The sequence below is a fragment of the Ruegeria profundi genome, from assembly GCF_020171505.1.
Taxonomy (GTDB): Bacteria; Pseudomonadota; Alphaproteobacteria; order Rhodobacterales; family Rhodobacteraceae; genus Ruegeria; species Ruegeria profundi.
Window position 1 is genome coordinate 218,068 of the sequence record NZ_JAIUZS010000006.1, and the last position, 22,129, is coordinate 240,196.

24 protein-coding genes, 1 tRNA gene and 1 riboswitch are annotated in these 22,129 nt (G+C 57.4%); of the genes, 12 read left to right on the plus strand and 13 right to left on the minus strand.

The annotated features are described in order from the left end of the window. The first annotated feature begins 30 nt into the window (after positions 1-30). From LCM21_RS15355 to LCM21_RS15365, 3 genes are all read left to right on the plus strand, one after another. On the plus strand, positions 31-396 hold the full coding sequence (locus LCM21_RS15355) for an SPW repeat domain-containing protein (RefSeq protein ID WP_224891385.1): 366 nt from the start codon (positions 31-33) through the stop codon (positions 394-396). A 134-nt stretch (positions 397-530) separates the two neighbouring features. After that, on the plus strand, positions 531-2,099 hold the full coding sequence (locus LCM21_RS15360; RefSeq protein ID WP_224891386.1) for an alkaline phosphatase D family protein: 1,569 nt from the start codon (positions 531-533) through the stop codon (positions 2,097-2,099). A 207-nt stretch (positions 2,100-2,306) separates the two neighbouring features. Next, positions 2,307-2,504: a hypothetical protein gene (locus LCM21_RS15365; protein ID WP_224891387.1), complete on the plus strand. Its 198-nt coding sequence runs from the start codon at positions 2,307-2,309 to the stop codon at positions 2,502-2,504. A 246-nt stretch (positions 2,505-2,750) separates the two neighbouring features. Here LCM21_RS15365 and LCM21_RS15370 read toward each other — a convergent pair whose 3' ends face one another. The 4 genes from LCM21_RS15370 to LCM21_RS15385 form a co-directional block, all read right to left on the minus strand. Beyond that, complete coding sequence (locus tag LCM21_RS15370; RefSeq protein WP_224891388.1) at positions 2,751-3,686, minus strand: DMT family transporter; 936 nt, start codon at positions 3,684-3,686, stop codon at positions 2,751-2,753. A 52-nt stretch (positions 3,687-3,738) separates the two neighbouring features. Continuing rightward, positions 3,739-4,401, minus strand: a complete 663-nt coding sequence (locus LCM21_RS15375) for an HD domain-containing protein (protein WP_224891389.1) — start codon at positions 4,399-4,401, stop codon at positions 3,739-3,741. Next, positions 4,385-5,485, minus strand: a complete 1,101-nt coding sequence (gene aroC / locus LCM21_RS15380) for a chorismate synthase (RefSeq protein ID WP_224891390.1) — start codon at positions 5,483-5,485, stop codon at positions 4,385-4,387. Before aroC ends, LCM21_RS15375 begins: the two co-directional genes overlap by 17 nt. Positions 5,486-5,581: 96 nt before the next feature. Further along, the gene (locus tag LCM21_RS15385) at positions 5,582-6,022 is read right to left on the minus strand and encodes a 6,7-dimethyl-8-ribityllumazine synthase (protein ID WP_224891391.1); all 441 of its coding nucleotides are present in this window, start codon (positions 6,020-6,022) and stop codon (positions 5,582-5,584) included. A gap of 73 nt (positions 6,023-6,095) precedes the next feature. Continuing rightward, positions 6,096-6,246: riboswitch (FMN riboswitch) on the minus strand. 109 nt (positions 6,247-6,355) lie between these two features. Here LCM21_RS15385 and LCM21_RS15390 point away from each other — a divergent pair. The 5 genes from LCM21_RS15390 to LCM21_RS15410 all read left to right on the plus strand — a co-directional run bounded on the left by LCM21_RS15390 (position 6,356) and on the right by LCM21_RS15410 (position 10,645). After that, complete coding sequence (locus tag LCM21_RS15390; protein WP_224891392.1) at positions 6,356-6,964, plus strand: glutathione S-transferase; 609 nt, start codon at positions 6,356-6,358, stop codon at positions 6,962-6,964. Between the two features lie 378 nt (positions 6,965-7,342). Next, a complete protein-coding gene (gene petA, locus LCM21_RS15395) occupies positions 7,343-7,927 on the plus strand; it encodes a ubiquinol-cytochrome c reductase iron-sulfur subunit (RefSeq protein ID WP_068339587.1) in 585 nt (194 codons plus the stop codon). A 14-nt stretch (positions 7,928-7,941) separates the two neighbouring features. After that, positions 7,942-9,285 carry a cytochrome b gene (petB, locus tag LCM21_RS15400; protein WP_068339584.1) on the plus strand — a complete coding sequence of 448 codons (1,344 nt, stop codon included), beginning with the start codon at positions 7,942-7,944 and terminating at the stop codon, positions 9,283-9,285. Between the two features lie 17 nt (positions 9,286-9,302). After that, a complete protein-coding gene (locus LCM21_RS15405; protein WP_224891393.1) occupies positions 9,303-10,088 on the plus strand; it encodes a cytochrome c1 in 786 nt (261 codons plus the stop codon). Between the two features lie 143 nt (positions 10,089-10,231). Continuing rightward, on the plus strand, positions 10,232-10,645 hold the full coding sequence (locus LCM21_RS15410; RefSeq protein WP_224891394.1) for a nuclear transport factor 2 family protein: 414 nt from the start codon (positions 10,232-10,234) through the stop codon (positions 10,643-10,645). 11 nt (positions 10,646-10,656) lie between these two features. Here LCM21_RS15410 and mtaB read toward each other — a convergent pair whose 3' ends face one another. Together mtaB and dapF are read right to left on the minus strand one after the other, a co-directional pair. Continuing rightward, on the minus strand, positions 10,657-11,913 hold the full coding sequence (mtaB, locus tag LCM21_RS15415) for a tRNA (N(6)-L-threonylcarbamoyladenosine(37)-C(2))-methylthiotransferase MtaB (RefSeq protein ID WP_224891395.1): 1,257 nt from the start codon (positions 11,911-11,913) through the stop codon (positions 10,657-10,659). Further along, entirely contained in the window at positions 11,910-12,752 is an 843-nt protein-coding gene (gene dapF / locus LCM21_RS15420; RefSeq protein WP_224891396.1) for a diaminopimelate epimerase, read from the minus strand. The genes mtaB and dapF overlap by 4 nt, the downstream gene beginning before the upstream one ends. Before the next feature lie 209 nt (positions 12,753-12,961). On the opposite strand from dapF, the gene LCM21_RS15425 reads away from it, so the two are divergent. The 4 genes from LCM21_RS15425 to LCM21_RS15440 all read left to right on the plus strand — a co-directional run bounded on the left by LCM21_RS15425 (position 12,962) and on the right by LCM21_RS15440 (position 15,779). Further along, a tRNA-Lys gene (locus tag LCM21_RS15425) sits at positions 12,962-13,037 on the plus strand. Positions 13,038-13,171: 134 nt separating this feature from the next. After that, positions 13,172-13,951 carry a hypothetical protein gene (locus LCM21_RS15430; RefSeq protein ID WP_224891397.1) on the plus strand — a complete coding sequence of 260 codons (780 nt, stop codon included), beginning with the start codon at positions 13,172-13,174 and terminating at the stop codon, positions 13,949-13,951. A gap of 16 nt (positions 13,952-13,967) precedes the next feature. Next, positions 13,968-14,183 (plus strand): hypothetical protein, encoded by a 216-nt coding sequence (locus LCM21_RS15435; RefSeq protein ID WP_224891398.1) that lies wholly within the window; start codon positions 13,968-13,970, stop codon positions 14,181-14,183. A 387-nt stretch (positions 14,184-14,570) separates the two neighbouring features. Continuing rightward, positions 14,571-15,779: a 7-cyano-7-deazaguanine synthase gene (locus LCM21_RS15440; RefSeq protein ID WP_224891399.1), complete on the plus strand. Its 1,209-nt coding sequence runs from the start codon at positions 14,571-14,573 to the stop codon at positions 15,777-15,779. Here the strand turns inward: LCM21_RS15440 and LCM21_RS15445 are convergent, their stop codons facing one another. From LCM21_RS15445 to LCM21_RS15475, 7 genes are all read right to left on the minus strand, one after another. After that, positions 15,780-16,841 (minus strand): tyrosine-type recombinase/integrase, encoded by a 1,062-nt coding sequence (locus LCM21_RS15445; protein WP_224891400.1) that lies wholly within the window; start codon positions 16,839-16,841, stop codon positions 15,780-15,782. Next, positions 16,819-17,325: a helix-turn-helix domain-containing protein gene (locus tag LCM21_RS15450; RefSeq protein ID WP_224891401.1), complete on the minus strand. Its 507-nt coding sequence runs from the start codon at positions 17,323-17,325 to the stop codon at positions 16,819-16,821. Before LCM21_RS15450 ends, LCM21_RS15445 begins: the two co-directional genes overlap by 23 nt. Next, the gene (locus LCM21_RS15455; protein WP_058272705.1) at positions 17,325-17,528 is read right to left on the minus strand and encodes a helix-turn-helix domain-containing protein; all 204 of its coding nucleotides are present in this window, start codon (positions 17,526-17,528) and stop codon (positions 17,325-17,327) included. The genes LCM21_RS15450 and LCM21_RS15455 overlap by 1 nt, the downstream gene beginning before the upstream one ends. 452 nt (positions 17,529-17,980) lie before the next feature. Continuing rightward, positions 17,981-18,283 (minus strand): HdeD family acid-resistance protein, encoded by a 303-nt coding sequence (locus LCM21_RS20880; RefSeq protein WP_224891402.1) that lies wholly within the window; start codon positions 18,281-18,283, stop codon positions 17,981-17,983. Between the two features lie 113 nt (positions 18,284-18,396). Beyond that, positions 18,397-19,698: a carbohydrate porin gene (locus LCM21_RS15465; RefSeq protein WP_224891403.1), complete on the minus strand. Its 1,302-nt coding sequence runs from the start codon at positions 19,696-19,698 to the stop codon at positions 18,397-18,399. Between the two features lie 73 nt (positions 19,699-19,771). Further along, positions 19,772-21,208, minus strand: coding sequence for a HoxN/HupN/NixA family nickel/cobalt transporter (locus LCM21_RS15470; protein WP_224891404.1), 1,437 nt, complete (start codon positions 21,206-21,208; stop codon positions 19,772-19,774). A 138-nt stretch (positions 21,209-21,346) separates the two neighbouring features. Beyond that, the gene (locus LCM21_RS15475; protein ID WP_224891405.1) at positions 21,347-22,126 is read right to left on the minus strand and encodes a DUF3299 domain-containing protein; all 780 of its coding nucleotides are present in this window, start codon (positions 22,124-22,126) and stop codon (positions 21,347-21,349) included. Positions 22,127-22,129: the final 3 nt, after the last annotated feature.

A 22,129-nucleotide genomic window follows, 5' to 3' on the forward strand; every position in this document is an offset into this window, starting at 1 on the left:
AGCCATGCCAAGCAAGGAAAGGAAATCTTAATGTCCGTTCGTTTCGTTACCCGCACCATTCATGCCTATCTGGACTATCCAGTGGCCGTGGCGCTGATGGCGCTGCCTTTTGTTCTGGGTCTTGGGGACTCGAACCCGATGGCTTTCTGGTTGTCGATTGTCACCGGTGTGGCGGCGTTTGTACTGACCGTTCTGACCGATCACCACCTGGGAATGTGGCGGGTGCTGCCCTATAAATTCCACCTGGCCGTTGATCTGCTGGTTGGGCTTACATTCTTGGCCGCACCCAGCCTGTTTGGGTTTTCGGGCATTGATGCGATATACTACTGGCTGAACGGCGCGGCGGTGGTCGCCGTTATCTCGCTCAGCGCGCCGGAACAAAGGGCAACTGCCTGAGCGATTTTTCTAAGCAGTATCACCTCACCGTCGTGATACTTTCATGATTATGAGCCGCCTGTTGTCTGACAGGCGGCTTACTGCCGCTCACCAATCGCGGGGCCTTGAAACGGTCGCCAGACAGGAGCGCAGTAATGAGCCGAATTCTCCGCCCCAACCGCCGTGCACTCTTGACCGGCAGCGTTGCCTTTGCGGTGTCATTGTCGATGCCTGCGATCAGTCGCGCCAGCGCGCGACCGGTGTTTACGCACGGCGTACAATCCGGAGATGTTGACACGACAACCGGCATGATCTGGACCCGAACCGACCGCCCGGCCCGCGTGATGATGGAGGTGTCGGCCACCGAAAGCTTTGCCGATGCCCGCAAGCTGGCCCCAATAGATGCCATCCCAAACCGCGATTTTGCCGTCAAACGACTGATCGAAGGGCTGCCCTCGGGTCAGGATATCTTCTATCGGTTCGTTGCAGCGGACTTGAGCGAAATAAACGTCCTGTCAGAGCCTATTACAGGCCAATTCCGTACCGCGCCCACTAGCCGCAGAAACATCCGTTTCGTCTGGTCCGGCGACACGGCGGGTCAGGGCTGGGGCATTGATGACGACGGGATGCGCACCTATGCCACCATGTTGCAGCACAGACCGGATTTCTTCATCCACTCCGGCGACACCATCTATGCCGACAACCCTATGCAGGACGAGGTCGAAAAGGACGGGCAACTGATCTGGAAAAACACCACCCTGATCGAGGAAAAACGCAAGGTGGCCGAGACGCTGCCCGAATTCCGTGCCCAGTGGAAATACAACATGATGGACCAGCATGTGCGCGCGATGAATGCCGTTTGCCCGACCTTTTTCCAGTGGGACGATCACGAGGTGGTCAACAATTGGTCCGGCTCCAAGGATCTGACAGAGGATGAGAGATATACAGAGAAATCGGTTCACGTGCTGCAATCTCGCGCAAGCCGGGCATTCCATGAAATGACACCCTTGCGGTTCACGCCAGCCGAACCGGGTCGGGTTTACCGCAAAATTTCGTACGGTCCCATGCTCGATGTGTTCTTTCTGGACCTGCGTAGCTATCGTGGGCCGAATGGGCCATCGATGGAAGCAGAGATTACGGATCATTCTCGTATTCTTGGCGCTGAACAACTGGATTGGTTGAAACGTGCGCTGTCCACTTCGCAGGCCACCTGGAAGGTAATCGCGTCGGACATGCCGGTTGGGTTGATCGTTTGGGATCGTTGGAAAGGACAAAAATGGGTTGAGGCGATTTCGAACGGGGATAATGGCCCGCCGAAGGGGCGCGAGCTTGAGATCGCGGACCTGCTGCGGTTTATCAAGGCTGAAAGTATCGTAAACACTGTCTGGGTCACAGCGGATGTTCACTATACCGCGGCGCACTACTACGACCCTAACAAAGCCCAATTTCAGGATTTTGAGCCTTTCTGGGAATTTGTCTCGGGCCCGCTGCACGCCGGGACATTTGGGCCTCGGGTGCTGGATGGAACCTTTGGGCCCGAAGCAAAATTTTTCAAAGCTCCGAGCAAAGAGCAGGGCCCTAATTTACCACCAAACGCCGGGCTGCAGTTTTTTGGTCTTGTCGATATCGACGGGGACACGCAGCAGATGACGGTGCGCCTGATGGACCGGGCCGATACCGAGCTGTGGTCAGTCACTCTCGACCCGCAAGTGCGCGATCTGTGATCACGTAAAGCTCACGCATACGTTGCCATGGCGGGATTACTTTTCCTCTTGCTTTGTCCGACAAAAAAAATCAGATAATAGCCAGTGCCCGATGCAAAACAACACGGCACAGAGTTTCGATTTGGTTTGCGTACTTAGCGCAAAACTTGGTGACAACGTTCCGCCGCCTTGGAAACGAACGCCGCTTGGCACGGTTAGATTACTGACATGGACGAAAAACTGGACGAAATCTTGGCAATGTACGAAGCCGCAAGCGCTTGCGGATGCTGCTGTGATGACGACTTCTGCGCCTATGTCGAAAAGAAGAAAACACGTGAAAAAACCGACGAGGCAGATCACCTGCCCGAAAGCGCTGACAGTCGACGCGGATCAGTTCGTCATCTATTCGAACACGCGTTCCGCTAACGGACCCAGTCAGGGGCCGCTTGTGTTTAAATCCTGGAAATCTCCACCGCGCTTGGGGGCATCACGCCCCGTCAGGAAAACGCGTGTCTTGTCCGACCGTGCATTCAACCCACCGATATCCTGATCGATATTCTTAGTGCATTGCGATGTTGATTTTGCACAGTTTTAAACATCCTGCACGTCGCTGGTGACAAACCCTAAACTAGTGCTGGTCACATTCCAGGCCATGTTCGGCAGGGCTACAGATCATGCTTTGGGGTCGGTCACGGCGCGGGCCTTGCCGCGTTCAAGCCCCAACTGATGTTCGCGCCAGATCACCACGATATTTCCAGCAATCACCAGCGCTGCACCGGCCAGCATGACCAGTGTTGGCAGCTCGCTGAACCAGACATAGCCGATCACGATGGCAAACAGCATCGAGGTATAGTCGTAGGGCGCCAGCATAGACGCCTGACCAAATCGATAGGACGATGTGACAAGGATTTGCGCCACTCCTCCGATCAGGCCGGCCAGAATTAGTATAGCGGCTTGGTCCCACGTAGGCAGCACCCAACCCCAGAACACGGTCAACCCCGACAGGATGGTCGCCGTCATCGAAAAATAGAATACGATCGCGGCGGGATGGTCGACCTGCACCAGTTGCCGGATATGAATCTGAACAAAGGCGCGGGCGACGGTCGCACCCAAAATACATAGGGCACCCAGTGTGGCTGCCGCCTGCATCGTTTCACCATTCAAACGGGGCCAGATCATGATCAGAACCCCAAGCAACCCGATTGAGACTGCGGCGATCCGAATTGCACGAATACTCTCACCCAGCATGATTGCGGCCAGGACAAGGGTAATAATCGGTGTTGCATAGCTGATGGCAGTGGCTTCCGGCAAGGGAATTAGACCTAAGCCGGTGAATGTCAGACCCATCGCCGTCGTCCCAAGAACACCTCGCCAGAAATGCCCCATCGGTTTGCGCACGACAAAACCTTGCGCCAATTCTCCGCGCGCGACCAGCCAGATCACGATGACTGGAATAGCAAACAGCGAGCGGAAAAACACCATCTCACCCGGTGGGAAGTGATCGGACTGCGCCTTGATCAGCGCGGCCATGACGGTGAACAGAAACACCGCGCTCACCTTAAGAGCGACGGCAAGCAGAGGTCGATGCGATGTTAACGATTTCACCATGCGCGCGACCCTGCGCTTTTACGCAGGAAAGATCAACGGCAAGTCAGCGGGTTCAGCGTGTGATCCAATCGGCGGGCAGTGCGGTGCCAATTTCCTCGGAAAACTCCTCTAAAAAGCGGATCATGCGTTGAACACGCCTCTGAGCGATTGCGCGGCCACCCTCTGTCAGCATGTCGCCGGGCAGCGCCAACAGCTTTACCTTCCAATGGTCCAGAGAGTAGGTCAGGTCATCCAGGCCGCGATTCGCAGCAAACGGATCGGCCGGGTCGTACAACGCCCGCCCCAGTGCGCCCGAGACGGAAAAGTTGCGCGCAATGCCAATCGCACCCAGCGCATCCAGCCTGTCCGCGTCGCGCAGGATACAGGCCTCGGGTGACACAGGCATGATATTCGCAGAAAAGCTATGCGCTTCGATCGCGTGCTGAATGGCGTGGATTTGATCAGCGCTATAGCCAAATTTGCTAAGTATAGGCTCTGAATCTATAGCCGAGCGCCGAGAGGCCAGGTGCCGCTGGGGATCATCCTTAGGCAGATTCACCAAATCGTGCAGATAACTGGCCGCCAGCAAAACCGGCAGATTTGTCTGCGCGTCTGCAATGGCCTGAGCGTTCACCCAAACCCTATCCAAATGCGCCAGATCATGCGCCGGATCGGTCTCCATCCGCTGCGCGACCACGGCGCGCAGGCGCGAACGCAGATCAGCCGATCCGTCCACGGTTCTCTCCGATCTGGCCGCGATGCAGCAGCAGGTGGTCGAGGATTACGCAGGCCATCATGGCTTCGCCAACCGGCACAGCGCGGATGCCCACGCAGGGGTCGTGGCGGCCCTTGGTGATGATTTCGGTTTCCTCTCCCGATTTCGTGATCGTCTTGCGGGTGGTCAGGATGGACGAGGTCGGTTTTACCGCGAACCGCACCACGATGTCTTGCCCGGTCGAAATCCCGCCCAGAATACCGCCGGAGTGGTTCGAGCTGTATTGCGGGCCGTCCTGACCCATGAAAATCTCGTCTGCGTTGGCCTCACCCGTCAGTTCGGCGGCGGCCATACCTTCGCCGATCTCAACACCTTTGACGGCGTTGATCGACATCATCGCTGCGGCCAGATCAGTGTCTAACTTGGCGTAAACGGGCGCTCCGATCCCGGCAGGTACACCGCGCGCGACGACTTCGATGACCGCGCCGACCGAGTTGCCGGATTTGCGCAGGTCGTCCAGATAGGTCGCCCAATCCGCGGCCGCCTGCGCATCAGGTGTCCAGAACGGGTTCTGTTCGATCTGGGACCAGTCGAAATTTGCCCGGTCGATCCTGTTTGGTCCGATTTGCGTCATATAGCCGGTGATTTGAACGTTTGGCGCGATTTGTTTGATGGCCTCGCGTGCCAGCCCGCCAGCCGCCACCCGCGACGCAGTCTCGCGGGCCGAACTGCGCCCGCCGCCGCGATAATCCCGGATGCCGTATTTCTGCCAATAGGTGATATCGGCATGGCCCGGTCGGAACTTGTCCATGATATCGCCGTAGTCTTTCGAGCGTTGATCGGTGTTCTCGATCATCAGCTGGACGGGTGTTCCGGTGGTCTGCCCCTCGAACACGCCGGACAGGATTTTCACCTGATCGGGCTCTCGCCGCTGCGTGGTGAATTTGTTTTGTCCCGGTTTGCGTTTATCCAGCCAGTGTTGGATCATGCTTTCGTCAATTTCCACGCCCGGCGGGCAGCCGTCCACCGTGGCGCCCAAGGCGGGTCCGTGGCTTTCGCCCCAGGTGGTGACGCGGAAAAGATGTCCAAAACTGTTCATCGACATGGGGCATGCTCCTTTGCGCGTCGTGATTAGCGGGCAAGGCCCGCGGCCTCAAGGGGATTTGCGGTTGAGGCGTTACAGCCTCAACCTTTGGTCACGTCACGCGGCGACGGCCAACCCGGCGCGCGTCTTAGTGATTTGCAGAGCCGCTTGGGCCGCTTCGCGACCCTTTTGCACAAAGTGCTCGCGGTAGATGGCGTTGTGATGGTCGGTTTCCTGATACTGATGCGGGGTCAAAGACACAGACAGCACTGGTATGCCTGTGTCCAATCCGGCGCGCATCAGGCCATCAACCACGGCCTGCGCCACGAAATCGTGCCGGTAAATGCCGCCATCCACCACGAAAGCAGCGCAGGCAATAGCAGCATAGCGCCCGGTTTGGGCCAGATCACGCGCCAGCAGGGGCATCTCGAACGCGCCGGGGACGTCGAACACATCGACTTGCCCGGCGGGGATGAGTTGCAGAAACCCATCGAGCGCGCGGTCGACAATATCAGAATGCCAGTTGGCTTTGACGAAGGCATAGCGGGTGTGTGTCATCATGATCTCCTTAGCAAAACAGACACGTCACCCAAGGCGATCACGAGCAGACACGCCGCATCAACGGCGCGTTGCACGTTCTCTTTCATCCGGACTTTAACCGTCGGCTCTGGCCTCTCACCAGATCTGCTGACACCCCGAACAGGTCCGAGGCCGCTCGCGGGCTTACGGATCATCGCCCGCATACCGCCGGTGGGGAATTCCGCCCCGCCCTGAGAACGCGGCGACTTTGCCAAGGTACGCGTGTCTCTGCAAGAGGTATCACGGCGCGAAAATGGCGGGTTTCGTTTCAGCCACCGTGCTGTAAGGTCGGCCCATCCAAGGAGAGCGCGAATGAAACTCTATCACAGTCAGACGTCACCTTATGTGCGCAAGGTCATGGTGTTGTTGCACGAAACCAACCAGTTGCAAGATGTTGAGCTGGAAACGGTTGCGGGAACGCCGCTCTCGCCCGCTGCGCCGCTGGAAGGTAAGAATCCGTTAACGAAAGTTCCAGCGTTGGAACGCCCGGACGGGCCAACCCTGTTTGACAGCCGCGTGATCTGTGCGTTCTTCGACGCGCGCGCCGAAGCGGGGTTTTATCCCGAAGGCGCGCGGCGTTGGGACGTTCTGACGCTTGAAGCATTGGCTGATGGCATTCTGGATGCTGCCTTGTTGATGACATACGAAGCCCGCTTGCGCCCTGCGGACAAGCAATGGGATGAGTGGGTCGAGGCGCAATGGGTCAAGATTGAACGCGCCTGTGCTGCGCTGAACCAGCGCTGGATGGCTCATTTGTCAGGTGCGCTGGATATGGGTCAGATCGCTGTGGCTTGTGCGCTGGGCTATCTGGACCTGCGTCATGATGCACGTGGTTGGCGCGCCGGCAATGATGCGCTGGCGGCTTGGTATGCCGCATTCAGCGAACGACCCAGCATGGTCGCCACCCGTCCGCCAAGTTAGGCAACAAGCCGAAAGATTTCGTATGGCGGCTAAGTGTGGCGATGCGTGAAATCGCGCCGCCGAGCGGCAGGTTTTTCAAACCCAACACTCCACCTTGGCCGACAGGTTCCGATTCAGGCGCTTGTGGCAACGAATTATTTCACCGAATCACATTGACCAAAATCCGGTTGAACCCCGGATTTTTGCCCATAAACCGGGCCAGGCATTGAAAATTTTGCCCTCAATACTGAAATGAATGCCCAGATGCGGCGTAGTGCGCGCCTATGACCGCTGGACGAACCGATTTCTCCCGGCTAGATACGCGGCTTGAGACACCGCACTCGTGCGGTGCGCGAGCTATATGCCCGTGCTCGGGCGCTACAAATCGGAGAGAACCTCGTGTCCCACGCAGAAGACAACGAAGGCACCCGCAGAGATTTCCTCTACTACGTCGCTGGCGGCGCAGGTGTCGTTGCCACGGGTGCAGCCGTATGGCCCCTGATCAACCAAATGAATCCCTCGGCAGACGTTCAGGCGCTGTCCTCGATCCGCGTGGATGTCAGCGGCGTCGAACAGGGTACGCAGCTGACGGTGAAATGGTTGGGGAAACCTGTATTCATTCGTCACCGCACCGAAGCCGAAATCCAGGCGGCGCAAGAGCAAGACGCCGATGGTGTGGAGGCGATGCCTGACCCTCTGGCACGTAATGTGAACCTGCCCGCAGATGCACCCGCGACCGATGCGAACCGCGTGATGCCGTCGCCCGAAGGCGAAGCGCCTGGTGCGTGGCTGGTCCAGATGGGCGTCTGCACCCACCTTGGCTGCGTCCCGCTTGGCGATGCCGGTGAATTTGGCGGCTGGTTTTGCCCCTGCCACGGATCGCACTACGATCTTGCTGGGCGGATCCGCAAAGGCCCCGCCCCTGAGAACCTGCCTGTTCCGCCTGCGGAATGGACTGACTCAACCACCATCAGACTCGGCTAAGGGAGACCCAACTCATGTCCGGAATTCCCCACGATCATTACGAGCCGAAGACAAACGGCGAAAAGTGGTTGCACAGCCGCTTGCCAATCGTCGGCCTTCTTTATGACACCCTGATGATTCCCACGCCCAAAAACCTGAACTGGATGTGGATCTGGGGTATCGTCCTTACATTCTGTCTGGCGTTGCAGATCATCACCGGTATCGTCCTGGTTATGCACTATACGCCGCATGTTGACCTGGCTTTTGCCAGCGTTGAACACATCATGCGAAACGTGAATGGCGGTTATATGATCCGCTATCTGCACCAAAACGGTGCGTCTCTGTTCTTTGTCGCAGTGTATATCCACATCTTCCGCGGCCTCTTTTATGGCTCTTACAAAGCCCCGCGCGAGGTCACGTGGATTATCGGCATGCTGATCTACCTGATGATGATGGGCACCGCCTTCATGGGCTACGTACTGCCCTGGGGTCAGATGTCCTTCTGGGGTGCGACTGTGATCACCGGCCTGTTTGGCGCGATCCCGTTTGTTGGCGAGGCGATCCAGACTTGGCTGTTGGGCGGACCCGCCGTGGACAACGCGACGCTGAACCGCTTTTTCTCGCTGCACTACCTGCTGCCGTTCATCATTGCCGGACTGGTAATTGTGCATATCTGGGCCTTCCACACCACCGGCAATAACAACCCAACTGGTGTTGAAGTGCGTCGGACTTCCAAAGCAGAGGCCGAGAAGGACACGTTGCCGTTTTGGCCGTACTTCGTGATCAAGGACCTGTTTGCGCTTGCCGTAATCCTGGTCGTGTTTTGGGCCATTGTCGGCTTTATGCCGAACTATCTGGGCCACCCGGACAACTATATTGAGGCCAACCCGCTGGTTACGCCTGCACACATCGTGCCTGAATGGTACTTCCTGCCGTTCTACGCCATCCTGCGGGCCTTCACGTCCGAGGTTTGGGTCGTGCAGTTCGCCAGCTTCATCACCGGCGGTATCATCGACGCCAAGTTCTTTGGAGTTCTGGCGATGTTTGGTGCGATCCTGGCGATGGCTCTGGCACCCTGGCTGGACACATCGACCGTGCGCTCGGGCAAGTATCGTCCGATGTTCAAATGGTGGTTCTACCTGCTGGTCATCGACTTCTTTGCGCTGATGTGGCTGGGCGCCATGCCCGCCGAAGAACCTTATGCAACCTTCTCGCTCATCGCTTCGGCATACTGGTTCGCCTACTTCCTGGTGATCCTGCCGATCCTAGGCGTCATTGAGAAGCCGCTGCCGCAGCCCGAGACCATCGAAGAAGACTTCAACGCGCATTATGGCAAGGCAGATGCCGATGCCACACCCGCAGCGGCCCCGGCCGAATGACAAGAGGGACCGGAAACATGTTCAAGAAACTTGCAATCGGCGCCGCGTTTGCTCTGGCCTTTACTCCTGCCGCGTCTTTCGCGGCAGGGGCCTACGACACCCATATCGAGGATTTCGATTTCTCGTTCGAAGGACCTTTCGGCACGTGGGATCAGAACCAGTTGCAGCGTGGCCTTCAGGTCTATACCGAGGTTTGCGCCGCCTGCCACGGCCTGAGATACGTTCCGCTGCGCGACCTTGAGGCGCTGGGATATTCGGAAGAAGAAGTGATCGCCTATTCGGCGGACAATTTCGAGGTGTTCGATCCCGAGCTGGACGATTTCCGCCCGGCGATCCCTACGGATCATTTCCCGGCCAACGATTCATTGGGTGCGCCTGACCTGAGCTTGATGGCCAAAGCCCGCGCTGGCTTCCATGGCCCTTATGGTCTGGGCATAAACCAGCTGCTCAAAGGCATGGGTGGCCCGGAATACATCGCCTCATTGCTGGATGGCTATACCGGTAAGGAAAAGGAAGAGGCGGGCACCATCCTGTACGAAAACAAAGCCTTCCCCGGTGGATGGATTTCGATGGCTCCGCCATTGGCTGAAGATCAGGTGGAATTCGCTGATGGTCATCCGGCAACCGTAGAAGCCATGTCCGAAGATATCGCTGCCTTCCTGATGTGGACAGCCGAGCCAAAGATGATGGAGCGCAAGTATTCAGGCTTTGTTGGCGTGATCTTCTTGTCGGTGCTATCGGTGCTGCTGTATCTTGTAAACAAGCGCCTGTGGGCACCCCATAAAGGCAAAAAGATCAGCTGATCGGAAAGCTCGATAAATCCCAAATGGCCCGGTGCACAGCACCGGGCCTTTTTTGTTTCCCCGTTTCCCGGTGCTATACTTGCCCGGCCCTTTCGTATTTTGGGGCAAGCGCATTTCAGTTGTATTCATTGGGAGGATTGATCATGAGCACGCAAAGCAATGTTGAAACGATGCGGAAAGCCTTCACAGAATGGAATGACTGCAAGGCGTCGGATATCAGGATGTGGGAAAAATACACAACCACGGATCTGAGATTGCGCTCCTTGGGTCAGGGGCAAAACCGACTGGATTTCAGCCGCGCACGCGATGGCCAGACCCAGATGCTGGAATACCTTACAGAGCTGACAACAGCATTTGAGATGCAGCACTGGACGCTAAAAGACACCATCGCACAGGATGACCGCGTCGTTGGTATCGGTGTCTGCGCCTGGAGGCATAGAGGCACCGGCAAGACGATAGAAACGCCTATCGTGATTATATGCAGGTTCCATGATGGTCGGATCTGCGAGTATGATGAATTCTACGATACGGCTGCGGTATCCGCCGCTATGAGCTGAATAAGGCTGCTTCAGGCAATCAGCTGTGTTTTGGTTGAGCCCAGCACTTTGGCCGTCACGATCTGCCCCTCGTACTGCGGCGATGCAAACGCCACTTCGGTGAACTGCTCAGTCCGGCCCATATGCGGGTTCTCCATCAGGATGTGATGGGTTTTCCCGATCTGAGCGGCCAGGTGTTTGGCAACCTGCGCCTCACCGGCTTTGCGCAGGCGGGCTGCCCGGTCCTTGATAGTCTTGCCGTTGATCTGCTGCGGGATGCGGGCGGCCGGGGTGCCTTCACGCTTGGAGTAGGGGAAGACGTGCAACCAGGTCAGATCACATTCAGCAACCAGCTTTAACGAATTCTCGAAATGCGTCTCGGACTCGGTCGGGAAACCGGCGATGATGTCGGCGCCAAAGGTCATCTCGGGCCGCAGTTTCCGCGCCTCTTCGGTGAAACGGATGGCGTCGTCGCGCAAATGGCGGCGTTTCATCCGCTTGAGGATCAAGTCGTCACCATGCTGCAGTGACAGGTGTAAATGCGGCATCAGGCGCGGCTCGGTCGCGATGGCCTGCATCAGGTTCTCGTCCACTTCGATCGAGTCGATTGAGCTGATCCGCAGGCGCGGCAGGTCGGGTACAAGCCTGAGAATCCGCATTACCAGATCGCCCAGTTTGGGCTGCGCGGGCAGGTCAGCACCCCATGAGGTCAGGTCTACGCCGGTCAGCACGACCTCGTTGTACCCCTTGTCCACCAACCGTTTGATTTGGTCCACCACCACGCCCGCAGGGACGCTGCGCGAGTTACCACGGCCATAAGGGATGATACAGAAGGTGCAGCGGTGATCACATCCATTCTGGACCTGCACATAGGCCCGGGACCGCGTTCCAAACCCGTCAATTAGATGACCGGCCGTTTCAGTGACCGACATGATGTCATCGACCTGCACGGCCTCAGTCTCGCCAATGAAATCCGCAGCCATGCCTTTCCAGGTGTCAGGCTGCATCTTTTCGGTATTGCCGATGACAGCGTCGACCTCTGTCATCGCTGAAAACGTCTCAGGCTCGGTCTGTGCGGCACAGCCGGTCACGATCAGCCGCGCATCCGGGTTTTCGCGGCGCAATTTACGAATCTCTTGTCGGGCTTTCCGCACGGCCTCGGCGGTTACTGCGCAGGTGTTCACCACAACCGCGTTGGACAGACCCGCTTGCTGCGACAACTCTTTCATCGCCTCAGTTTCATAGGCGTTCAGACGGCAGCCCAGAGTGGTGAATTTCGGGGCACTCATCCCAGTGTCCTCAGAAATTCGGGCGTCAGCGTACCCGAGAAGACATGACAGGTGGGCCCGGTCATCCAAACGCCATCGTCGCGCCAGTCGACCCAGATGGTGCCGCCATCCAGATCAATCTGCACCTTGTGCCCGGTCAGACCACGCCGAGCGGCAGCAACAGCCGTCGCGCAGGACGATGACCCAGAGGCCAGCGTGATCCCGACGCCACGTTCCCATACGCGCATGCGGATGTGATCCGGCCCGATGATCTGCGCCACCTGAACATTAGTACGTTCGGGGTAAAGCGGGTGATGCTCATACCGCGACCCAAACTCAGCCAGTGGGATCGCCTCGGCGTCTTCCACAAAGAAAGTGCAGTGGGGGTTGCCCATACCAGTGGCAGTTGGCGCGCCTTCAATCGGCAGTTCCAGCGTATCGGTCTCTTTAACCAGGGGAATTTCGTGCCAGTCCAGTTGCGGCTGCCCCATGTTGACCGAGGTCAGACCATCCCCCGCATCGCGCGCATGAAGCGTGCCGCGCTCGGTGGTCAGGGTTAGTTCGGACCGGCCTGTTTCCTCCATCAGGAAGCGGGCGATACAGCGGGTCGCATTCCCGCAGGCGGCCGAGGTGGACCCGTCTGCATTGAAAAACACCAAATGCGCATCCGCAGCGCCGTTTTCGATTACGGCCAGCTGATCGAAGCCAACACCAAAATGCCGGTGCCCGACCGCCTGAGCGATTGCGGGCGTGATCTCAACCGTTTGCGCACGCGCATCCACGACAACAAAGTCGTTGCCCAGCCCGTGCATTTTCATGAAGGGCAAACCAGAGGTGAATATTCCTTGCATGGCGCGCATATAACCTTGCGCCAGAAAGGAATCCACCCTGCGGTGAAGATTCCTGAAAAAAGGGGTTGACCCCCCCGCGCCACCTGCCTAATTAGGCCGCCTATCGGGACGCCGGATACACGCTGTGTAACGGCAAAACGATGCGCAAATTTAGGGCTTGAACCCAGTTGGCAAATTGTCCTAGTGAGCGCGCAAGATCGAAAGATCAAACATAGAGTGGGCCGTTAGCTCAGTTGGTAGAGCAACTGACTTTTAATCAGTGGGTCGCAGGTTCGAATCCTGCACGGCTCACCACTGTTTTCAAAGACTTACGAGGCGATCTCATGCCTAACATTCGCTTCGGGTAAGCGCAGGGTAAGCGTAGATGCCGATTTTTCCCTTTACATTCGCCCGAGGGTTGCATGACTCTGCAGACAAGGGAGGAACTGATGGGACACATCAGGCTTGGCACTTTGCCTCGGTCCAGGAAGTGGCGCGAGGTCGTTGATCTGATCGCAACCGATGCGTCAGTCGAAGAGATCGCCGAGGCCGCAGCGGATGCATCTGATAGCGATCTCGCACGGGCGAGTCGTGACCCCAGGTTTCAGTTTGTAAGTGATCTCCTCGTGAGGCTGCCTTTGCTTGCAAGGGCTCCGGGCTTCGAAGACGCTTTGGCTGACTTGGGCATTGCGACTTCGGAACTCGGTTCAGTGACCGGCTTTCTGGCCGGTTTGGATCGTGCCATTGATCGCAACAGCTTCGATCTCCGAAGTTCCTCAGATGCAGGAGAATTGGCGAAGGTCGCGCTCTTGGAAAGCCTTTCCGTTCAGCTGCACGACCGGTTGCCATCCCTCTTTGAACCGACACCGCAAGAAATTCGCCAAGCACTCGCGAGCTTCGCCTCGGGCGATGCATTTGCGAGACTCTCGCGGGATTTCTTTGCCCGGCTGACATACCGTTCGCTAGACTACTATCTGAGCCGGGAACTCGCCAATCACACTGGCGAGGATCGACGCTTTTCCACCGATGCACAGCGAGTGACATTTCAACAAGCCCTCGCCCAGCACACATTTGAAGTGTCTAGAATTGTCGAAGAATATGCGGGCGGCTGGTATGGCAAAACCGTCTGGCAGAAGCAGGCGCTTGATCGCGATGCAATAGACAAGTTCACAGCTTACGCGTTCAAAAAGATGCGCTCGGAGTTTGGGCGCCGTCGCGCCGTTGTCTGAAGTTGAAGTCAGATGGTTGCCGCCCCTGACAAAAAGCGGCGGTGATGAAGTCCTGCGTCTCGACATTGCTGGCCGCGAAGTCGCAATGACGCTGCGGATTGGACAATTGAACCGTCAATTGGTCGAGGGCCTGCAGGATCGTGCACTCGATTTGCTGGAGATTGCCGCGCTTGTCTATTGCGCGGACGCGGCAGTCAGCCGTGGTGGCCCGGCGGATCAGAAGATGGGTTAGAAGTGGCACAGACGGTTCGTAGCCACCATGCCGGTACGCGATCTGGATTTCTGGCAACGTGAGAGCGTAATACAGGCTCTGGAAGAAACGTTGATGTTTCTATCCGGCGACCGCTTTGAATTTTCTTTTTCGACCAAAGACGAACCGGATGCAGAGCGATCGCGCTTCTTCAAATTCGGCCGAAATAGTTCATGGAAGCCCCACCGCGTCCTGATGTTTTCCGGCGGGCTCGATTCCTTTGCGGGCGCTGTGGAAGAAATCGTAGAACAGAAGCATCGGGTTGCTTTGGTCAGTCATGCCTCGTCCACGAAAATAGCGCCGGTCCAGAAACGGCTGATCTCAGCGTTGAGCAAACGGTACGGACCGGAAACGTGCCGTCACATTCCCATGACCGCCCAGTTGAAGAGCCGATCGACCGCGGAAAGAACGCATCGCACACGCTCATTCTTGTTTGCGGTACTTGGGTCGATCACTGCAACGGCCTTCGGACTGGACCGCGTGTCGTTCCATGAAAACGGGGTCGTGAGCCTCAACCTACCGCCGGTTGGCAACGTCGTTGGAACACGAGCGACGCGAACCACGCACCCAAAGACACTGAAGCTGTTCACCGGTCTTCTGCGGCTTGTTTTTGAAAATGACATGCGGGTCGACAATCCATTCTTTGCTCGAACAAAAGCAGACGTTGTGGAACGTATCTCCCATCTTGGCATGGCAGACCAGATTGTTGAGACGCGTAGTTGCGCTGATGTGCATAATCAAACCCATCAATACTTCCATTGTGGGCGCTGTTCGCAGTGTATCGATCGGCGGTTCGCGATGCTTTCAAAGGGGTTGGAGCGATTTGACCCGGAAGATGCCTATCGCGTGGACCTTATGTCGGACGCTCGACCGAACGGGACCGACCGGGAGATGGCGTTGTCCTACGTACGCAATGCAGTGTTCTTCGGGAACGCCACACCAGATGCACTGGCCCGGAGTTTCCCGGTTGTTCTGGATGCGGTCAATCATCTCGACAGTCCACCAGACACAGCAATGTCGATGATCGCAGATTTGCTTAACCGCCACGGCAAGGCGGTCACATCTGTCATGCGCAGAACTCTCGAAAGCAAGTCACCCGGTGAGTTCCCTGAACAGAGTTTGCCAAGTCTATATGGTGAGATGCAGAGCGGTTTAACCATGCCGGCAGTGCCTGCTGCGTCAGTTGAAAAAAACGAGAAAGAGCAACCACCGCTGACCATAGAAATCGACAAAACCTCACGTTTGGTTTTGATCGGCGAACATATTGAGCTCAAGAAAAACGCCACAGTGGATCTGTTGATCGTTTTGGCTGAAGAGTGGCTCCGTGCGGCAGGCAAAGGTCTCGAACCTTTGGAGTATCCCTGCTTGAAGTCTGGCGACCTCGTCAAAAAATTAGGCGTTGAAACCGACGAAGTCGTTAGGCGGAGAATACTGACCGCGCGAAGAACGATTGCAAAGAGATTCGAGTCTGCTGGTCTGTCAGTTGAAAAGCCCCAAGAGTTGATCGAAAACCTCTCTTGGAACGGATACCGGCTTGCTCCCGAGCGCGTGGTCGTTCGGGTGCGCCACCGGAGCTGATCATTCATCAATAACCGCGTCCTCGTCTGGCAACGGTCCACGGCGGCGAAACCGCCCCATCAGTTCGACCTGGCGGCCAGGTGAAACAGAACCATAGGAGCTGAACGTCGTCATCACGTCGTCGTGTCCCATGTTCTGCGACCAGGCTTTATAGTCCTCTGGTGTCCTGCAGTGAAGTTTTGCTAGCTCTGCGATCGTATCTCGAACGCGGTGCGGCGAAAACGGTGGCAGCCCGGCGTTGACGAAAGCTTGTTTGAAGATCCTGGCCGCTGACGACGGGCCTACCCACGGCTCGCGCGCGACACCTACTGCCTCAAAGCGTCTGGTCGGGCCAACAGCGACGCGCGTCTTTGGGAACAGAGGATCCGTGTCCGAGAAAAGATGGTCCTGGCGAAGCTCCGTGATCCAGTCTCGCAGAATCCTTTCGACATCATCACCGAAGGGAAAGAAACTGGTCGTGAAGGACTTTCCAAACTTTGTATCCACGGAACGGCCGTCAAACTGCACGCATTTATTGGCTAGATCGACATGACGCAGCTGCATGGTGATGGCGGCACCTTCACGTGATCCGGTCAAGAAAAGGAACGCGATCAGGGCGCGGTCACGGCGCTGGATCACTGTTTCTGCAGGCATGATGGACAACAGGTGGTTTACTTGTTCAGGGGACGGATGCGGCTTCCACAGGGTGCTGCGACGGGCCTGTTCCGATTTGCGATCCGGCGTGAGATAGGCAATGTCTGCGCGCGAGATCCTGGACTTGTACCCCGGTTGGTCCGCCATCCAGTCAAAAAGCTTCATGACATCGCGCAACACTCCGTTGATCGTAGCTGCCGACAGTGGCGCGCCCGTTCGTTCATTGCGCAGACCTTGCAGATGGCGTTTGAACGCGCGCGCCCTTTCTGAATGGAACGCCTTGTAGTCCTTACCTTTGAGCCATTTATCATAGATGGCAATCGATGCTGCGGCTTTGTCGATCGAAGATTGCGACAGCCCCTTTGCGTCCTTCAGCCAGACAAGGTGTTTGCGCTTGATGCGCAGGTTATCCGAGGTGTGTTTTGGCATGGGTCTCTGGCTCCTCTTTCAAGGTCACTTTTGAATGGGGTTCGGTACAGGACACTAATCTTGGGGAGGCTTGTTGAAGTGTGACCTCCAGTTTGGCCTGAATGGCTTCCAGATCTGAACGGCGAATGATCTTGTTCATGACCGCACCACACGTCGGACAGAGGGCGGTTAGGCGGCCGCTGGAAGCTGTTTCCTGAACATAGTCAGCGATCTTTCCGTCGGGTTCGCGCGGACCTCTGCAGCTGAGGCAGTAGCAGTGATGCAATGCCAACTTGCACCGCGCCTTGCGTTGTCTTTGTCCGAGGAAGTCCTTGAGCACATGTCCTTCGATCAGCCAAGGCTTGCTGCTGGTATTAGCCGCAAGTCCGTTGTTCCCAATCCAGCGAATGACGGTCTGGCGATGACAGCCCAAAACGTCCGCCACCTCCCAGACTGTGTAGACAAGGTGCGATTTGACTTTGTGTGAGGGGAAGGACTTTGCCATTACACACCCTCCCCGGAAATCGGTCCGCATGTATTCTGGCAGACCTGCGCCTCCTCAAAGGCTTCGATCACGCCTTCATCGTATAAAACGCGCGCGCCGATCTTCAAAAACCTGGGGCCCTTTCCGAGCCAGCGCCACTGCTCCAGCGTCCGCGGCGACATGTGCCACCGCTCCGCCAGCTGATCTTGCGTCAACTTTGGCATATCAACCTCAATTGCTCACTGCGGTACGAGGAAATTCGGTCCGCTTCTACAATTGAGAATCTGACGGTTCAGAGTTTGGAAGTATGTGGTCACAGCCCCGGAAAGCGTGACAAGTACCAAGGCTAAGCTATTGACACTAAACACACCGAGGCGAAAAGGTGTGACGTTTCCGCAAAATGCGTGACCTCACGATCCAAACCGCATGGGAATCAGCGGCTGCAAATGGCCCGATAGCTGACGTTAATCAAAAAAACTCGGAAGACGGCTTCGAGCCCATAGGAGAAGTGTCCAAATCCTGCTGCGTGCGCACGCAGCGCGGATTATTCTGCGGTTGCTGAGCTTTGGTTGTCGCAACGCGGCAAGAAAACCGGCCATTCGATCAGAGCGCGACGAAATTTGTTACTCGAACCAATAGATCGCGGACGAAACTGCCATTCGTCCTTGTGCTCACATCACCCGAATTTGGACCGAACTTCAGTTATGGCCCTATGATTGGAGGAGGCTTCTGGCGTTGTCCTGACATAGCGTTTCCGACAATCGCGGCAAGCAGGATTGCGCAGGAGGACAAAGCCCACGATCGCCGACATCGCGGCCGAAATCAGTTGCAGCCAGAAATCCGGAGTCTTGCTTCTACCTATCAGTGTAGCGGCTTGAACGATGCTGCTGAAGAGCAGCTTCCACCCGAGAAACACCGCAAGCGCGACGTTGGTCGTCAGAGGGTAAATGAGAGCGAGAACGCAGGCGAGAACGAGCAAAATGCCCTGTAGTAAGAACAGCCTCGAACTGCGGCTGCATCAAGTGTCATCGGTACAGCCATATATCCGGCTCCCTCCGTTTTGGGCGCGGCATCCCTGTCTCGTTTTGCGAATCAGAAGTGGGCACGCACGCGCAACCCGAGAACCACCATGTTTTCGGTCGTGGGGTCGTTCGCAGGGTTGGTAACAAGCTGCACACTTGGTGTGATCTGGAAGAAATCCGTCACGTCCCACCGGTAGAATGCCTCCATTGTGAACTGGTTTCGTGAGTTACCGGGTGCCCGTCCCCAGTTCACCCCGACTCCAGCAAGATCCTTGCCGTCGCGGGCGTCGTACCCGGTTCCAACACTGATCGATCGGTCGAGAAGCGTTCCGCCATCTTTGGCATAGCCTGCACGGAAGAACGGCCTCCACGCGTCCTGGCGACCGCTCGCCAGAAAAGAAACGCCGTAACCGCCGGGCACACCAGCCTGCATTCTCTGATCAATCTGCCAGAAAGTCAGCTGAACTGACTGGTCGTATCGATTGTCCCAATCAGGCGCCCAACCTATGCCGAAGTGTTTGAAGGTCTCGCCGGTGTCGAAAAGAGTTCTGGCGCTACCGACCGGGTCTGCCGGGTCTGCGTTGGTATCTGCAAAGCCAGCGAGGATCGCCCAACTGTCGCTTAGTCTCCACTGCAGCGCGGCTCCCAATCCCTGAGAGGGCGCTGGAACAGTTGGTAGTTGCTCAAAGGCGAGGTTTGTGAAGGCAGTCCATGGGTTGGCGAGGTTGTTGATGTCAATGTAATCGGTGACATCAACCTGACCGATGACAAAGCTGCCCCGACCATCGGCAAACACTTGACGCCAGTAGAGGTTGGTCAACAACCACCCCGCATCGCTAAAGGTCGACGAAAAAAGCCCCGCATATCCAAGGGATGGCCCGAGCGCCTGGGGCGAGAGATGGCTTCCGAAGGCGCTCCGATTCTCGATCTTGAAGACCAAAGCGCCAGCGTAGGGAGTGCCGCGTCCGGACGCTGTCCAAGTGCCGAATAACCGAAACACGTTGCTTGCCGCATCGGACGGCGTCAGGTCTGAGTCGGTACCGAGATACTGGGCCATCTCCTCGAGACCGAATGTCAGCCCCACGCGGTTCTCAAACCCATTTTTCCAGTCCCGGTACGCCTGCACCCCCCCCAGATCCTGCTGATCGGACGTGGCTGCCAGCGTTCCGAGAACGCTTTTTGGAGATGAAAACCCATCACGGCTTAGGCCTTCAGGTCGGACTTCCGCGGGAAATATGGTGGCGAGTAGCGCGCAGACGACCGTCAGGGTATATCGCAACCATCGGCACCAAACATAACGCCGCATCGCGACACAGACGCAATGAGGGTCAAATGCGCCTTGCATGCTCTGCTCATCAGGTGCCTGTGACATAGTTTATCAACTCCAATTGCAGGTAATTGAGGGGACAAACGCCTCGCAGGCCAACTATATGTTATGAGCTCGCTTAGCTCGTCCCGAGGACCGATGTTTGCTGCGGTCGATCCGCGCCTGGCGGCTGAGCCAAGGTCATGGCGAATAAGGTGCTCCCGATAGCTAGCACGCAGGCCGCGCCTGCGAGCCGTGAACGGGCTTCAAATCTCAGGCGTCTCTGGGGGGTGCTCCCGAGGCGCGCCTCGGCCCAGTTGCGACCCAGGATCGCCGCTATGCCGAGGGCCGACATGGCGAGCGCCATACCCGCCGAAATCGCGATCACCATCATGACCGCGGGAACCACAAGGTCGTTCGCGAGGCCAAACAGCATGACGATAAGCGCGCCGGTGCAAGGCACCACACCTACCGCGGCTGCAATCCAGCCGCCGCCTTGCGATTCGGTGTTTGCAGCGGAGCAGGCCGCACATCCGGCGTGGGCGTGGCCGCCGTGGTGATCGTCATGAGCTGCTCGTATGTTCGCGATGGCATGCCACAACATCACCGCACCTATTGCCATGATCAGCGCGTAGCTTCCGAGCCGGATCAACCTGTAATCCGAGGGCGCCGCTCCCGTCGCTTGTCGTACGGCGAAGTCGAGCAGGAAGACGACGACTACCGCCGACAGCACGTGCATAACGGCGATCCGGCCGCCCATGACGACGCCACGTCTGAGACTGCCACCTGTTCCGATGAAGTAGGAGACGACGACGGCCTTGCCGTGTCCCGGGCCAAGCGTGTGCAGCGTACCGTAGGCGAACGCGATCAACAGCGCGAGCCCGACTCCGCCGGCAGACCGGCCTTGCTCCATGTCCGACATCGCTGTGGTGAAGATATTGGTGATCTTGGCCTGCGCGCGCGCCAAATAAGAAAGGTCCCCGAACGCCGAGTCGGCTGCAACGATTTCCCCTGGCGTCCCGCCAACCACAACCTGCTCCATCGCGTACGACGTCGGAATGCTGCGCGAACCGTCTACAAGGAACAGAGTGTGACTTGCCGGCCAATGCGTCAGGCGCCCCGCAAGCCGTACCGGCGTGAACATACCAATGGAATCGACCCCCTCGGGATAATCGACATGAATGATCTGGTTCGGTGGAGGCGCAGGGGCGTGTATGCATGCTCCTATCCACGGCACCAGAAGAAACTCAACGACGCGCCCTTTTTCCCGGCGCAGCGGCAAGACATACCCGTCAATGGATACCTGAGATTCCAGCAAGCCCGATGCGACCTCAAACGCCGTTTCGTCCCAGTCTTGGACCGCGATGCCGTCAGACGAAAGCGGATCGAAGAGGTCGTCCGGCGGCAGAACCGTTTGCGGGCCGCTCAAGGATGACTGACCCGCATACGTTCCATCATCCGCTTTATCGTCTTTCTGGGCCTCGAGGCTCATACCCAGGTCGTTCCATGTGATGACTGTGGTCGGTCGATCTTTCGCATGGGTCGAACCAGCAGCAGCCAGGAGGAAAATTGACACCACGAAACAAATGCTAAGTACAAACCGATGTGGCGTGCGCTCGTCTGTTTCTTTGAGGCTATGTGACGCGTCCTGCGCGCACTTGTAATGACCAAGCATCCTGATTGGGGTTGAGAGCCAAATCATCAATTCGAAGCCTCAATTATTGCCGGTTTGTTGATCTTCCCCGGTGGGCGTGGAGTGGGAGACGTTCCTGATCTGCGACGCGGTGCGCAAAGGGGTTCGAGGCGTATTCACCGCCAGCGTGACTTGGGTTGCTTCGAGGTTCCACATACTCGCCATCCGCGCTTCGCCGTCGAGGACGAAGATGGTTTCGTTGCTCTCCTGAGGCGCAAGCAGCCCCGTCACTGTCACCGGGGTGTAGAGCGACCTAGCGGGAGAGCCTGCGTCGAACGTCACCCGGATCAGCTGATTTGGAGGTGGCGGAGGCATGTGGCTACACATGCCCACCTCCGGAACAAGATAGCCGACGGTGAAACCGTCCTCGTTTGTGCCAGCTGGAATGAGAAATCCGGTGATGGTTACCGTCGCCTGGTGGAGGTTTGGATTGGTTGAAAAGAACGCACGCTTGCGGGCCTTGGCTACAACCCATCGCTGTGCCAAAAGTCCCTCAATGTCATGGCCGGCAAGCCTTAGCGCGCCGCGTGCCGTCTCAAGCCGCGCCTCGAGCCGCGGTCGCGCCTCCTCCGGAACCTCCCCGTTCGCAAGCCGCTGCTCAAGACGGACAAAAGTTCGAAGTTCCCCCATCATCTCGAACCCCATGTCGCGAAAAGGGTCGTCGAACTGCAGCGCAACCGGGTCCGGCAAGTCGCGAAACGAGATTGCGACCTGCTCGGCGAACGCGCCTGTGGCTGTCAGAAAGACGGCGATGAGGCTCCGCAGCAGTCGCGTGCGCAGCTTGGCTGCCAATGTCTGCATCGC